The organism is Pseudomonas sp. GW821-FHT04C07 (genome assembly GCF_059420325.1).
The window spans coordinates 140360-155303 of record NZ_JBWKTM010000001.1 but is presented as its reverse complement, the minus strand read 5'-3'; the positions used below and the strand labels follow the sequence as shown (position 1 = coordinate 155303).

The following is a 14944-nucleotide window of genomic DNA, read 5'->3' as shown; positions in this document are numbered from 1 at the left end:
GCAAGCTCGCTCCTACAGGGCCCGCGCAAAACCTGTAGGAGCGAGCTTGCTCGCGAGGCGGCCTCGCGAGCGGTGAAAGACTCGAGTCTTAGAACACCGAGTTGTATTCGCCCAGCTCGACCTGTACCGATTTGATGCGTGTGAAGTTGTTCAGCGAGCTGATGCCGTTTTCGCGGCCCACGCCCGATTGCTTGAAGCCGCCTACCGGCATTTCCGCTGCCGATTCGCCCCAGGCGTTGATCCAGCAGATACCGGCTTCCAGTTGATGAATCACGCGGTGAGCGCGGTTCAGATCTTTGGTGACCACACCGGCAGCCAGGCCGAACTCGGTGTCGTTGGCGCGGCGGATCACTTCTTCTTCGGTTTCGTAGGTGAGGATGCTCATCACCGGGCCGAAGATTTCTTCGCGGACGATGGTCATCTCGTCGGTGCAGTCGGTGAACACGGTCGGTGCCACGAACGCGCCTTTGGCGAATTCGCCGTCGGTCAGACGTTCGCCGCCGCACAGAACGCGGGCGCCTTCTTCTTTACCTTTGGCGATGTAGCCGAGCACGCTTTCCATGTGGGCGAAGCTGACCAGTGGGCCGAAGTTGGTGTTTTCGTCTTGCGGGTTGCCAACGCGAATGCGCGCAACGCGCTCAACGATTTTGGCTTCGAAAGCGGCTTTCAGGTGGCTCGGAACGAACACGCGAGTGCCGTTGGTGCAGACCTGACCGGAGCTGTAGAAGTTGGCCATCATCGCGGTGTCGGCAGCGCGATCAAGATCGGCGTCGTCGAAAATGATCAGCGGGGATTTGCCGCCCAGCTCCATGGTCACGTCTTTGAGCGAGGAGCTGGAAGCGCTGGCCATGACCTTCTTGCCGGTGTCGGTGCCGCCGGTGAAAGAGATTTTTTCAATGCGTGGGTGCTCGGTCAGCCAGGTGCCGACTTCACGGCCGCTGCCGGTCAGAACGTTGAACACGCCATCCGGCAGGCCGGCTTCGGTGTAGATCTCAGCCAGCTTCAGGGTAGTCAGGGAGGTGACTTCGCTTGGCTTGAAGATCATCGCGTTACCGGCCGCCAGGGCCGGAGCGGATTTCCACAGAGCGATCTGGATCGGATAGTTCCACGCGCCGATACCCGCGACGACGCCCAGCGGCTCGCGACGGGTGTAGACGAAAGAGGTGGTGCGCAGCGGAATCTGCTCGCCTTCGATGGCCGGGACCAGACCGGCGTAGTACTCGAGCACGTCAGCGCCGGTAACGATGTCGACGTAACGGGTTTCCGAGTACGACTTGCCGGTGTCCAGGGTTTCCAGAACGGCCAGTTCGTCGTTGCGCTCGCGGAGGATTTCAACGGCACGACGCAGGATGCGCGAACGCTGCATGGCGGTCATCGCGGCCCAGACTTTCTGGCCCTTTTCGGCGGCAACAACGGCGCGCTCGACGTCAGCGAAGGTCGCACGTTGCACTTGTGCGAGAACTTCACCGTTAGCCGGGTTGATGGCTTCGAAGGTGGCGTCGCCGCTGGCGTCGGAGTAACCGCCGTCGATGTAAAGTTTTTGCAGTTCGAAACGGGCCATAGTGTCCTCGCAAGTGCATAAGTGGTTGGCGTTAACCACTGGGCGTGCCGTAAAGCCTGGGCATCGCTGGTCAGTGGCCGTTCAGGGGCCGAGCGGTTATGTGTGCTCTAGCGCTCCTGCTTAGCCAGTTGGAAATCCATGTATTCGTAAGCAATCCGTTGCGCCTGCACGGTGTCGAAAGCATCTCCCGACAGCGCGCCGCGCAACCACAAACCGTCAATCAGGGCTGCCAGACCGCGTGCTGCGCTGCGTGCTGCGTCAATCGGCAGCACTCGGCGGAACTGGCAACACAGGTTGGAATACAGTCGGTGATCGTTGATCCGCTGCAACCTGTGCAATGACGGGTGGTGCATGCTGGTGGCCCAGAAGGCCAGCCAGGTTTTCATTGCCGGGCCATTGACCTGGCTGGCGTCGAAGTTGCCTTCGATAATCACCTGGAGATGAGCCCGTGGGCAGCTATCTTCCAGCGCCTGGCGGCGCGCGGTGACGTTCTCGCTCAGGACGCTCATCAGATACCGCATCGTGGCGGCGATCAGGCCATTCTTGTCCTGAAAATAGTGACTGATGATGCCATTCGAGACACCGGCCAAACGGGCGATCAGCGCAATGCTGGCGTCCCCCATTCCGACCTGATCGACTGCCAGCAAGGTGGCTTCGATCAACTGCTGGCGGCGTATGGGTTGCATACCGACCTTGGGCATCTTGCACATCTCCTTAGGCCTGCCAGCAGTCGACTAGTGACTACTGGCGTGGAGGCCAGTCTATTTTGTTTTGATTGAACGTTCAATCAACAAAGAATAAGATCTGCGACAAATCGTCGCTGTCTGCAGGTTTTTCCTACGTGTAGATGGCGGAAAAACGGCATCCAAAAAAGCTCGAAACCCACTCAAGACATGGCGTTAACCGCCGAGGAAGGACGTGTCGAGTGCTTGAGGTCATATGGCCAAGCATTCTTTCGCGCAAACCCCTCGCCGGTTTTCCGCGCCGTTCCTGTGGGTTCGGGCTTTTTTCGGGGTGTCTTTATATCACCCGCTGATCGGCTGCCAACTAACCGATTGGTCGGGTAACGCTTTGCCTTGTGTCCTTCTCTCGCACTGCCTGGAGCATCTGTGCAATGAGTTCTGCCTCTCTTATAAAGACCTCGCCCGAAAAGGTGACGGTCAACGGTTGGGTGTTCTACACCTCGACCGCATTGATCCTGCTGCTGACCGCCATCCTCATCGCCGCGCCGCAAGAAGCCGGGAGAGTGCTGGGGATAGCCCAGGCCTGGTTGTCGCGCAGCTTCGGCTGGTACTACATGGTGGTGATCGCCGCCTACCTGGTATTCGTCGTCGGTCTGGCGTTTTCGTCCTATGGCAAGCTCAAACTGGGCAGCAAGGACGACACCCCGGACTTCAGCTATGGCGCCTGGGCCGGGATGCTGTTCTCGTCCGGCATCGGCATCTCGCTGCTCTACTTTGGTGCTTCCGAGCCTCTGGATCACTACTTCAACCCGCCGGAAGGCGTGGCCGGCAGCAACCTGGCGGCGCGTCAGGCAGTGCAGCTGACGTTCCTGCATTGGGGCCTGCATGGCTGGGCGATCTACGCGTTGGTCGGCTTGGCCGTGGCGTACTTTGCTTACCGTCATAACCAGCCGCTGGCGCTGCGTTCGGCGCTGTATCCGCTAGTGGGCGAGCGTTGGGTCAAAGGCGCGGCCGGTCATGCGGTCGACGGCTTTGGCATGTTCGTGACCCTGCTGGGTCTGGTGACCAACCTGGGGATTGGCTCGCTGCAAGTGTCGTCGGGGCTTGAGAACCTCTTCGGCATGGAGCACAACAACACCAACCTGTTGATCGTAATCATCGTGATGAGCACTGTGGCGACCATCGCTGCCGTGTCTGGCGTGGAAAACGGCATCCGTCGTCTGTCCAACCTGAACATCGTGCTGTTCAGCGGTCTGCTGATTTTCGTGCTGCTGTTCGGCCCGACCCTGCATCTGCTTAACGGTTTTGTGCAGAACATCGGCGACTACCTTAACGGCGTGGTGCTGAAAACCTTCGACCTTTATGTGTACGAAGCCGACAACGCCAAATCCGAGCGCTGGTTGGGCCTGTGGACTCTGTTCTACTGGGCCTGGTGGATTTCCTGGGCCCCATTCGTAGGCATGTTCATCGCGCGTATTTCCCGCGGTCGTACCGTGCGTGAACTGGTGGCTGGCGTGCTGCTGATTCCGCTGGGTTTCACCCTGGCCTGGCTGTCGATCTTCGGTAACTCGGCTTTGGATCTGGTGATGAACCAGGGAGCGGTGGAGCTTGGGAAGACGGCGCTCGAGCAGCCGTCCATGGCGATCTACCAGCTGCTTGAGCACTACCCAGCGTCGAAAATCGTGATCGGCGTGTCGATCTTTGTCGGTTTCGTGTTGTTCCTGACCCCGGCCGACTCTGGCGCGGTGATGATGGCCAACCTGTCCTGCAAGGGCGGCAATGTCGATGAAGACGCGCCGCACTGGTTGCGGATCTTCTGGTCGGTGGTGATCACGCTGGTGACCATCGGTCTGTTGTTCGCCGGTAACTTCGAAGCCATGCAAACCATGGTGGTGCTGGCCGGTCTGCCGTTCTCGGTGGTGTTGGTGTTCTTCATGTTCGGTTTGCACAAGGCCATGCGCCAGGACGTGCAGATCGAGCAGGAGCAAGCCGAATTGGCCGCTCGCGGTCGTCGTGGTTTCAGCGAACGTTTGAGTGCGCTGGATCTGCAACCGACTCAGGCCATCGTGCAACGCTACATGGACAAGCACGTCAGTGCGGCGCTGCAAGATGCCGCCGCGCAACTGCGTAACCTGGGCCTGACGGTGCAGAGCAACCTGGGCAAATCCCGCAGCAATATTGGCCTGCGGGTGGAAATGAATGAGGGCAATCCGTTCGTTTACGAGGTCAGCCTGGAGGGTTACCTCGCGGCGCCGAGCGAATCGGTTCAGCTTGAAGGGGCGGGCGTGGAGCCTGAAGTGCGCAGTCGTTACTACCGTGCCGAGGTTTACCTGCACAGCGGCAGTCAGGAATATGACTTGATGGGGTTCACTCCAGAGCAGATTACCCGTGACGTGCTCGATCAGTTTGAAAGCCATCGGCAGCTCTTGGGCCGGGTGTATAGCTAAAGCATAAGGGGCTCGGATAGAGCTCCTTTTTTGTGCTTGGTGATCGTTCCCTCGCTCTGCGTGGGAATGCCGCCCTGGACGCTCTGCGTCCGTTGTTGAGTCTGACGCGGAGCGTCACCGGATGCATTCCCACGCGGAGCGTGGGAACGATCCAGCACGCTCTGCGTCCACTGATCGCACACACAAAAACGCCGCGAGGATCGCGGCGTTTTTATGTGTGCTGTCTTAACCCAGATTCTTCCCTAGCAACGCATGGTAGAGCTCGCTGTCGCCGAGTATTCCGACCACCTTGTGGTTGTCATGCAGAACAAGCTTGTTGCCGGTCTGGTAGCGGATCTGCAGCGCGTCGCGCATACCGATGTTGAAGTCCACCAGGGTTGGTCGACGCCCCAGTCCTTCCACCGCCTGGCCAGGTATCCAGTTCTGCAGATCAAGGCTGGCGCCGTTCTGGCGTGCGCCCTTGATGGTGTTGCCTTCGGCCAGATCGAGCCAGGAGTCACCGCCTGGGTCCAGGCATACGGAACCGTTGATGCGTTTGCAGTTGTCCAGCGTGCGCATCAGGCTGCGACCGCACAGGACATTCAGCGGGTTGGTATGGGCAACGAACGTGCGAACATAGTCATCGGCCGGGTTCAGCACGATTTCTTCCGGTTTGCTGTACTGGACGATCCGACCGTCTTTCATGATCGCGATACGACTGCCCAGCTTCAGGGCTTCATCAAGGTCGTGGCTCACGAACACGATGGTCTTGTGCAGCTTGCGTTGCAGCTCCAGCAGTTCGTCTTGCAGGCCTTGGCGGATCAGCGGATCGAGGGCCGAGAAGGGTTCGTCCATCAGGAGAATGTCGGCGTCCATCGCCAGGGCGCGGGCCAGGCCCACACGTTGTTGCATGCCGCCGGAGAGTTCATCGGGCTTCTTGTTGCGCCATTGGGTCAGGCCCACCAGCTCGATTTTTTCGTCGACCAGTTTGTTCCGTTCCTTTTCCGGACGACCCTGCATCTCGAGGCCGAAGCTGATGTTCTCGCGTACGGTCAGCCAAGGCATCAGGGCGAACTTCTGGAACACCATGGCAATGCGCTTGGTGCGCATCATCTTCAGTTCGGCCGGGGTGCAGGAGGCGATGTCGATTTGCCTGCCTTCGTGCTCGACGAACAACTGCCCGCGGCTGACGGTGTTCAAGCCGTTGATACACCGCAACAGACTCGACTTGCCAGAGCCGGAGAGGCCCATCAGCACGCAGATTTCGCCTTTTTCGATGTCCAGACTGGCTTTTTCGACACCGACGATCTGACCGGTCTGTTTCAGGATCTGATCACGCGTCAGGCCCTTGTCCAGCAATTTCAGGGCCTCACGCGGGTCTTTGGAGAAGACAACATCTACCTTGTCGAAGCGGATTATGCTCATGCGTCACCCCCTACTTTAGCGTCGGGTTGTTTGCAGATACGGTCGAGCATGATCGCCAGCAATACGATCGCCAGGCCTGCTTCGAAGCCCAGTGCGATATCAGCAGTGTTCAGTGCGTTGACCACGGGTTTACCCAAGCCATCAGCACCCACCAGCGCCGCGATCACCACCATCGACAGTGAGAGCATGATGCACTGGGTGATGCCGGCAGCGATGCTCGGCATGGCGTGGGGCAGTTCGATGCGCGAGAGCAACTGACGGCGCGAGCAGCCAAAGGCTTTGCCGGCGTCCATCAACTCTTGCGGTACATCACGGATACCCAGGTAGGTCAGACGGATGGGCGCGGCAATCGCGAACACCACCGTGGAAATCAGACCGGGCACCACACCCAGACCGAACAGGGTCAGGGTAGGAATGAGGTAAACGAACGTCGGTACGGTCTGCATCAGATCGAGTACCGGACGCATTAAAGTATAGAACATCGGCTTGTGCGCCGCGACGATGCCCAGCGGCACGCCAATGACCACGCAGACCAGTGTAGCGAACAGCACCTGGGCGAGGGTTTCCATGGTTTCCTGCCAGTAACCCAGGTTCAGGATCAGCAGGAAAGACAGTACGACAAAGGCCGTCAGGCCCCATTTGCGTTGAATGAAATGAGCCAGTAGCGCGATCAGGCCGATCAATGCCAGCGGATTGAACCAGGTCAGCGCAAATGTCACGCCATGGATCATCGTTTCCAGTGTCGTGGCGATCGCATCGAAAGTGCTGGCGCCGTGTTGCGTCAACCATTCAACGAAGGCAGCGATGTACTGGCCTAGGGGGATTTTGTGATCAGTCAGCATGGTAGTGAACGTCCGCATGCAAGGAAAAAAACAGCCCGGGCGGGCTAGCCCGCCCGGCGTCAACGATTACTTCGCGAGTTTGGCTTTAACGGCCTCCAGGCCTGGTTTACCGTCAATGGTGGTCACGCCAGCGAGCCAGGTATCGAGCACCTGTGGATTCTTTTTCAGCCAGGCCTTGGCGGCCGCGTCAGGCTTCATCTTGTCGTCCAGGATGTTGCCCATCAGAGAGCTTTCCATGTCGACGGTGAACTCCAGATTCTTCAGCAACTGACCAACGTTGCTGCATTCCTGGGTGTAGCCCTTGCGGGTGTTGGTCAGGACAGTGGCTGCGCCAAAATCCGGCCCGAAGTAATCATCGCCACCGGTGAGGTACTCAATCTTGAAGCGCTTGTTCATCGGGTGCGGTGCCCAGCCCAGGAACACCACGGCGGTATCGCGCTTCTGGGCGCGCTCGACTTGCGAGAGCATGCCGGCTTCGCTGGACTCGACCACTTTGAAGCCAGCGTCTTTCAGGCCGAAGGCGTTCTTGTCGATCATACTCTGGATCAGGCGGTTGCCGTCATTACCCGGTTCGATGCCGTAGATCTTGCCGTCCAGTTCTTTTTTGAACTTGGCAATGTCTTTGAAATCTTTCAGACCCTTGTCATACAAAGCCTGTGGAACCGCCAGGGTGTACTTGGCACCTTTGAGGTTCGTACGCACGGTTTCCACGGTACCGGCATCGCGGTAGGCCTTGATGTCGTTTTCCATGGTCGGCATCCAGTTGCCGAGGAATACGTCCATGTTCTTGCCGTCGGCCAGGGACTTGTAGGTCACCGGCACGGAAATCATGGTGGTCTTGGTCTTGTAACCCAAGGCATCGAGGACGACGCTGGTGGTCGCAGTAGTGGCGGTGATGTCGGTCCAGCCGACATCGGAGAAGTTTACGGTGCTGCACTGTGCCGGTTCTGCGGCTTGAGCCAGAACAGGCAGACTCAGCATGGCGGCCAACAACAACGACGGGGAACCTTTCATGGGTGGACTCCTGGATGTTTTTTTTTGGCGGTTTACCGACTGGATGACCGCGCTTATGTGTTGCGGTTGGAGACGTGTGGGGAGCAGCTCTACCACAGCATCTTGCAATCGAGTCGAGACTGATCATGTACCAGTGAAAATCTGACGCCTACAGGGTGCGTCGTATCCAGTACAGGGAGGGTCGCATCCAGTGTCGGTAACGTCGTTTACAGATTTTTTCAGCCCTGCAACCGCACTTTTTGTCCATCTGCACCGCGAAAAACGGCCAGAACTTGCTGTTGGCCGATTGCGACGTTGATGGACATGAGCGAGTCGGTGTGAGACGTCGTGCCTGACTGCAAAAGCCGGATGATGCGGCGATCCAGGCGGATTGCGATTTGAGCGTAGCAGCTCCGTCACCGGGTGCTTTGGCGCCTGGAGTATGCTCATCAGGAGGTTCGCGGTAATGGCTATCAGTGTGTTTGACCTGTTCAAGATTGGTATCGGGCCCTCGAGTTCTCATACCGTCGGACCGATGCGCGCAGCGGCGCTATTCGTCCAGACGCTTCGCGAGCAAGGTCTGCTTGATCAGGTGCGGCGGGTCGAAGTGCAGTTGTACGGCTCGCTGTCCGCCACCGGTATCGGTCACGGCAGCGACAACGCGGTGATCATGGGGCTGATGAGTGAGTGGCCGGACGCCATTGATCCATCGCAGATCGGCGTGCGTATTAACACCCTGCGCGAAACCGGCACGCTGCTGCTCGACGGTCGCTTGCCGATCCCCTTTATATGGGCGCGGGACATGCGCTTGATCGATGAGAACCTGCCGTTCCACCCCAACGCCATGACCCTGGTCGTCGAAGGCGAGGCAGGCGAGCTGCATCGCGACACCTATTACTCCATTGGTGGCGGTTTTGTCGTCGACGAGGCGCAAGCCAGCAGCGGTGTGGTAGACCTTGATCGGACTGTGCTGCCTTACGATTTCTCCAGAGCGGTCGAACTGCTCAGCCTCTGCAAGAAACACAACCTGCGTGTCGCCGAACTGATGATGGCTAACGAGAAGGTCTGGCGCCCGGAAGAAGAAATTCGCAGTGGTTTGATGAAGCTCTGGCGCGCGATGCAGGACTGTGTCGAGCAAGGGCTCAAGCACGAAGGCGTCCTGCCCGGTGGTCTTAATGTGCGACGCCGCGCCGCCAAGCTGCACCGCAGCCTGCAAGAGCTGAACAAACCCAACGTGATCGGCTCGACGTTGAGCGCCATGGAGTGGGTCAACCTGTTCGCCCTGGCGGTCAACGAAGAGAACGCTGCCGGCGGGCGCATGGTCACGGCACCGACCAACGGTGCGGCAGGGATCATCCCGGCGGTGCTGCACTACTTCATGAAATTCAGCGAAGCGGTGACCGATGCCAATGTCGTCGACTATTTCCTGAGTGCGGCAGCGATCGGGATTCTGTGTAAAAAGAACGCGTCGATTTCCGGTGCCGAAGTCGGCTGTCAGGGTGAGGTCGGTTCGGCATGCGCCATGGCCGCGGCCGGGTTGGCGGAAATTCTCGGCGCGACACCGGAGCAACTGTGCAACGCGGCGGAAATCGGCCTGGAACATAACCTGGGTCTGACCTGCGATCCGGTGGGCGGCCTGGTGCAAGTGCCGTGTATCGAGCGTAATGCGATTGCCGCAGTAAAGGCCATCAACGCCGCACAGATGGCCCTGCGTGGGGATGGCCAGCACTTTATCTCCCTGGACCGGGTCATCCGCACCATGCGCGACACCGGTGCCGACATGCACGACAAATACAAAGAGACCTCGCGCGGTGGGCTGGCGGTGAGTGCGGTGGAATGTTGAGCGCAGTACACCAGTCAAAACTGCGCGGTAAGTGAACACTGATTCGAATAAGCGCTGCTTTTTGGCGCGTCGCTTACAGTTAAGAGAAACACCCTCAGGTCAGGGCTCGATTTCGACCCTGACCGTTGGTCACCCGTGCTTGAGGTGACACTCTTTCCCAAGGGTTCTCAGTGCTTTTCCCACAAGTGCTACCGATTTGCTCACAGCCCCCGGGGCAAAGCGCCTACACACCTCTTCCTCGCTTATAACCCTCACTCCGCGCGGGGGCTATATAGACGCATCGCGACGTCGTTTTCAGGAGTTATTGAATGCGCATTCAACTTTAGGCATGGCAATTGCTCTGTCATAACAAAGCCCGTCTCCGCGAGAGAACGATGGCCATAACAAGAGCCTCCGCCTGAGGCCATCACCCGCTTTGTGTGAGGAGATACCGCGATGACGTCGTTCAACTCTGGAGCTCAACCCCAGAACCGTGCGCCTCAATCCATCGGCTTTTTGCTGCTGGACAATTTCACGCTTATTTCTTTGGCCTCCGCAGTAGAACCCCTGCGCATGGCCAACCAATTGTCCGGTCGCGAGCTGTATCGCTGGACGACCCTCACCGTCGACGGCGGCCAGGTCTGGGCCAGCGATGGTCTGCAAATCACCCCCGACGCCTCCATGCACAAAGCGCCCGCCCTGGACACCGTCATCGTCTGCGGCGGTGTCGGCATTCAACGCACCGTGACCCGTGAGCACGTGTCGTGGCTGCAAAGCCAGGCACGTCAGTCCCGTCGCCTCGGAGCGGTCTGCACCGGCAGCTGGGCCCTGGCCTGCGCCGGTCTGCTGGACGGCTTTGATTGCAGCGTGCACTGGGAATGCCTGGCGTCGATGCAGGAAGCTTTCCCGCGTGTCGCGATGAGCACTCGTTTGTTCACCCTCGACCGCAACCGTTTCACCAGCTCCGGCGGCACCGCGCCGCTGGACATGATGCTGCACCTGATCAGCCGTGATCACGGCCGTGAACTGTCGGCAGCGATCTCCGAGATGTTTGTCTACGAACGCATTCGTAACGAACAGGATCACCAGCGCGTGCCGCTCAAGCACATGCTCGGCACCAACCAGCCGAAGTTGCAGGAAATCGTCGCGCTGATGGAAGCCAACCTGGAAGAGCCGATCGACCTCGACGAGCTGGCGGTGTATGTCACCGTCTCGCGGCGTCAGCTGGAGCGTCTGTTCCAGAAATACCTGCACTGTTCGCCATCGCGCTACTACCTGAAATTGCGCCTGATCCGTGCCCGGCAGTTGCTCAAGCAAACGCCGATGTCGATCATCGAAGTGGCGTCGGTCTGTGGTTTCGTCTCCACACCACACTTCTCCAAGTGCTACCGCGAATACTTCGGCATTCCGCCACGCGATGAACGCGTCGGTTCCAACACTGCACAACAAGTGGCGATGATGCCGATTCCGCAGGCGCTGGTATTGGCCCCGTTGTCCGGACCGTTGTCGGCGTTGAGCCAGGCGCGTAACGAGTCGACGTTTGCTAGCGTAAGGCTCTAACAGCTGATCGTTCCCACGCTCTGCGTGGGAATGCCTCAATGGACGCTCTGCGTCCGCTTCGGCAGGGACGCGGAGCGTCCTGGGCTGCGTTCCCACGCAGAGCGTGGGAACGATCAAAGGCTTCCTGTCAGGCGCTACGGCTTTGCTGATATTGCGCCAATGCCGGCAGCAGTTGCTTGTCTATCGCCTGGCGCACAGCGGGCAGAATCGTCGCGCTGCTGGTGTACATCTGCTTGACCATGGTTCTCAGGGTCATGGCTCGTACATCGTTCAAGCCGCGCACCGCGCATTCACAGGCCTGCTCTGCAGTGGCGCCACTCGGGACTTCAAACCCAAGAGCCTTGAGCTGGCCCAACAGGTCTTCCTGGTCTATCAAATCGGCGTGCATCATGACGCTATCCTTCTTCAGGGAACATTGTCGTGGCTCGATTCTGGTAGGGGCGATGGGTGGGGGCAAGGAGGAATTGTCGCAATGGCCGCGATACCTATGAACAGGTCGTTTTCGGCTAACTTGCAGGGACGATGACTGGGCACACTGAGCCTCAGCTGACGTGTCGACGGTTTGGTCACCCTCTGCGCAAAGCTCCTCAGAAACAACCTCTGCCTCGATCTTGTCACGGCTTGATCGGGGCTTTTTTTGTCTGGGGATTGGAGAGAGGAGATCGTTCCCACGCTCTGCGTGGGAACGCCGCCATGGACGCTCTGCGTCCGCTCCGGCTGTGACGCAGAGCGTCACGGGATGCATCCCCACGCGGGAGCGTGGGAACGATCTCCTCTAGCGCTGCAACACCAATATCCGCGACAGCAATTCATCGCGATCGATGTAGCAGCCCTGGAAATGCCGGGCGCCGCTGGTGGGGTCGAAGGCGTTGCGGGCGTGGAGCGTGCGGCGGTTGTCGAAGCACCACATCTCACCGGGATTGAGCCGGGTGATAAGCCTGAAACGGGCTTCGCGGGTCATGGCGATAAAGCGTCGATAGGCCTGATACAGCTTGGGCATCTGCTCGACTGATGCATCGAACGGCCCCCGCAGGAAGTTCGCCATGCGGATTTCCGACACTTGCCCCAGTGCGTCAAGGGCGATGATCGGCGCCAGGCAGCGGTAGTCGCTGTGGCGGTCCTTGTTGCGAAACTCCACAGGGATGTCGCACAGGCTGCGAAAGGCTTCCGGATCTTCCTGGCGCAAGGCTTCGGCAATGGCAAAACCGTCGACAAAAATACTCTCGCCGCCGTCCGCTTCATTGACCAGGCAATGCAGGAATTGCAGCCCCGGTTGCAGCTCGCGGGTCGGCAGGTCGCTGTGCAGCGGCAGGTTGAACGCTGTGTAAGCGTTGCTGTCGGCGTCAGCCTTGGATTGCACGTTGAACAGCACGCCGAAGTTGCTCTCGCGGATAAAGGAAATCCGCTTGGCGATCTGCGTCAGCGAGCCCGGTTCGGTGGGTAGGCCACGGATTTGAGTGAGGCCGATATCGCGCAGCGCCAAGAGCCATTGCAGCAGCGCCTTGGGATCGTCCATCACTGCTTGATACTCGAACACCGGCAGTTTCAGGTCGCTGTGCCACAGCTGGCTTTTCGGTTTGCTGGCACGACGTTCTGCCCGGGATTCGTCGTCATAAGCATGAGCCCGCAACCAGCCGGGATCGAAGCGGCTGCTGTGACCGTCCTGCCAATCGATGCACAGGCATCCGTCGGCATCGATATGGGTCAAGGAAGGTGCCAGGTCTTCGGCGACGTCGACGATTTCCAGTACCTGTTCGCGAGTCACGGTATAGACGCAGGCCGGGCAGGGGCAGTTGTCCCGCAACCACTGATGGTGAAACGGGCTCAATCGGCCATCGGCCCATTGCACTTGAACACCGTCCGTCCGGGCTTGTACGGCGGTCAAAGCGCTGATCAACGGATAGCTGCGGAAGTCGGCAAAAGCGGCGGCGGTGTTCATGGCGATCTCCTTGTTTTTGGTTTGTTATTTTTCCGGAGGCAGGCCGATCACCCGGCCAATGTAGGCCGGTGCTGGCAGGTCGGACTGCAGGGTGGTGATGGCCAGCAGTTTGTTCAGAACCGGTTCGCTGAAGGGGGCGGAACGTGGGCCGGCAAGGTCGACATGAAGCAACATTTGCTCATTGCCCGCCAGTTCTTGCTCTTCGCCGACCAGGTGCAGGCTGTGATAGAGATGCAGGCGTTTGCGGTCGTGGCCGATGATCTGGGTGTGTACCTCAACCTCGGCACCGAGTTTCACCTCGTGCAGGTAGTTGAGGTGCAGTTCGAGGGTGAATAGCGAGTTGCCGCTGGCTTCGCGGTTGTTGCTGTCCATGCCCAGTTGATCCATCAGCGCGTCGGTGGCGTAGCTGAAGATCAATAGATAAAACGCATCGCGTAGATGGCCGTTGTAGTCGACCCAGTCGGGGATGATTTTGGTGTTGTAGGTGGTGAGGGCAGGCATGTTTATCTCCAGACATGATCGTTCCCACGCTCTGCGTGGGAACGCCTCCTGTGACGCTCTGCGTCACGTCTTTGGGACGCGGAGCGTCCCGGGCTGCATTCCCACGCAGAGCGTGGGAACGATCGACATCACTCGCTGAAGGTCATGCCATGCTTGGCCTTGGTGGTTTTCACCGCTTCAAGTACTGCCAGCAGGCAGTCATCACGATAGCGTTCCAGGGCCGAAATGCTGTGTTTGCCGAGCTGATCGCTGGTACCGTCGACCACGTCGTCGATCAGCTTGTCGGTCAGTTCCGGCGCTGGCAGGTAAGTCCATGGCAGTTGCAGCGCCGGACCGAATTGCGCCATGAAGTGCCGCATACCGGCATCGCCGCCGGCCAGGGTGTAAGTCAGGAAGGTCCCCATGAACGACCAGCGCAAACCGGCACCGAAGCGGATAGCGTCGTCGATTTCGCCGGTGGTCGCTACGCCATCGTTAACCAAATGCAGCGCTTCACGCCACAGCGCTTCGAGCAGACGGTCGGCAATGAAGCCAGGGACTTCCTTGCGCACATGCAGCGGGCGCATGCCAAGGGATTCGTAGACTTTCATCGCCGCTTGCACGGCTTCGGGTGCGGTGTTTTTGCCGCCGACCACTTCCACCAATGGCAGCAGGTACACCGGGTTGAATGGGTGACCGACCACGCAGCGTTCCGGGTGGGTCGAGCCCTCGTAGAACTCGCTCGGCAACAGACCTGAAGTGCTGGAACCGATCAGCGCATTTGGTTTGGCCGCAGCGCTGATTTTGCTGTGCAGCTCAAGTTTCAGTTCCAGGCGTTCCGGGGCACTTTCCTGGATGAAGTCGGCGTCTTTCACGCACTCTTCGATGGTCGCGACAAAGCGCAGACGATCCTGTGACGCGCCGGGTGCCAGGCCCTGTTTTTCCAGAGCGCCCCAGGCATTGGCGACGCGTTTGCGCAGAGCGGCTTCGGCACCGGGCGCCGGGTCCCAGGCCACCACATCAAGGCCATGGGCGAGGGCGCGGGAAACCCAGCCGCTGCCAATGACACCACTGCCCAGCGCGGCGAAGGTTTTGATTTCGGTGATAAAACTCATGGTGACTTCCTAAAGAGTTTGGTGATCCCTGTAGGAGCCGAGCTTGCTCGCGATAGCGGTTTTTCAGCCGCAGAAGATGTTCCGGATGTTCCGACGTC

The 14944-nt window shown here is 59.2% G+C and carries 12 protein-coding genes; 3 read left to right on the top strand and 9 right to left on the bottom strand.

Annotated elements, in window-relative coordinates:
- Positions 1-88 precede the first annotated feature (88 nt).
- The gene (gene betB / locus AC07UI_RS00675) at positions 89-1561 is read right to left on the bottom strand and encodes a betaine-aldehyde dehydrogenase (RefSeq protein ID WP_494990644.1); all 1473 of its coding nucleotides are present in this window, start codon (positions 1559-1561) and stop codon (positions 89-91) included.
- A 107-nt stretch (positions 1562-1668) separates the two neighbouring features.
- Entirely contained in the window at positions 1669-2262 is a 594-nt protein-coding gene (gene betI, locus AC07UI_RS00670) for a transcriptional regulator BetI (protein ID WP_494990643.1), read from the bottom strand.
- A 470-nt stretch (positions 2263-2732) separates the two neighbouring features.
- On the opposite strand from betI, the gene AC07UI_RS00665 reads away from it, so the two are divergent.
- Complete coding sequence (locus AC07UI_RS00665; RefSeq protein WP_494991170.1) at positions 2733-4691, top strand: BCCT family transporter; 1959 nt, start codon at positions 2733-2735, stop codon at positions 4689-4691.
- Between the two features lie 225 nt (positions 4692-4916).
- On the opposite strand, the gene choV is transcribed toward AC07UI_RS00665, so the two are convergent.
- The 3 genes from choV to AC07UI_RS00650 all read right to left on the bottom strand — a co-directional run bounded on the left by choV (position 4917) and on the right by AC07UI_RS00650 (position 7951).
- Complete coding sequence (gene choV, locus AC07UI_RS00660; RefSeq protein WP_494990642.1) at positions 4917-6095, bottom strand: choline ABC transporter ATP-binding protein; 1179 nt, start codon at positions 6093-6095, stop codon at positions 4917-4919.
- The gene (gene choW, locus AC07UI_RS00655; protein ID WP_494990641.1) at positions 6092-6937 is read right to left on the bottom strand and encodes a choline ABC transporter permease subunit; all 846 of its coding nucleotides are present in this window, start codon (positions 6935-6937) and stop codon (positions 6092-6094) included. The genes choV and choW overlap by 4 nt, the downstream gene beginning before the upstream one ends.
- A gap of 66 nt (positions 6938-7003) precedes the next feature.
- On the bottom strand, positions 7004-7951 hold the full coding sequence (locus AC07UI_RS00650) for a choline ABC transporter substrate-binding protein (protein WP_494990640.1): 948 nt from the start codon (positions 7949-7951) through the stop codon (positions 7004-7006).
- Positions 7952-8396: 445 nt separating this feature from the next.
- Here AC07UI_RS00650 and AC07UI_RS00645 point away from each other — a divergent pair, with 445 nt between their 5' ends.
- Positions 8397-9773: an L-serine ammonia-lyase gene (locus tag AC07UI_RS00645; protein ID WP_494990639.1), complete on the top strand. Its 1377-nt coding sequence runs from the start codon at positions 8397-8399 to the stop codon at positions 9771-9773.
- Between the two features lie 435 nt (positions 9774-10208).
- Complete coding sequence (gbdR, locus tag AC07UI_RS00640) at positions 10209-11312, top strand: choline metabolism transcriptional regulator GbdR (RefSeq protein ID WP_494990638.1); 1104 nt, start codon at positions 10209-10211, stop codon at positions 11310-11312.
- A 127-nt stretch (positions 11313-11439) separates the two neighbouring features.
- Here gbdR and AC07UI_RS00635 read toward each other — a convergent pair whose 3' ends face one another.
- From AC07UI_RS00635 to AC07UI_RS00620, 4 genes are all read right to left on the bottom strand, one after another.
- Entirely contained in the window at positions 11440-11703 is a 264-nt protein-coding gene (locus tag AC07UI_RS00635; RefSeq protein WP_347902423.1) for a hypothetical protein, read from the bottom strand.
- A 384-nt stretch (positions 11704-12087) separates the two neighbouring features.
- Entirely contained in the window at positions 12088-13251 is a 1164-nt protein-coding gene (locus AC07UI_RS00630; RefSeq protein WP_494990637.1) for a gamma-butyrobetaine dioxygenase, read from the bottom strand.
- Positions 13252-13275: 24 nt separating this feature from the next.
- Positions 13276-13752 (bottom strand): thioesterase family protein, encoded by a 477-nt coding sequence (locus AC07UI_RS00625; RefSeq protein ID WP_494990636.1) that lies wholly within the window; start codon positions 13750-13752, stop codon positions 13276-13278.
- A gap of 128 nt (positions 13753-13880) precedes the next feature.
- Positions 13881-14846 (bottom strand): L-carnitine dehydrogenase, encoded by a 966-nt coding sequence (locus tag AC07UI_RS00620; RefSeq protein ID WP_494990635.1) that lies wholly within the window; start codon positions 14844-14846, stop codon positions 13881-13883.
- Positions 14847-14944: the final 98 nt, after the last annotated feature.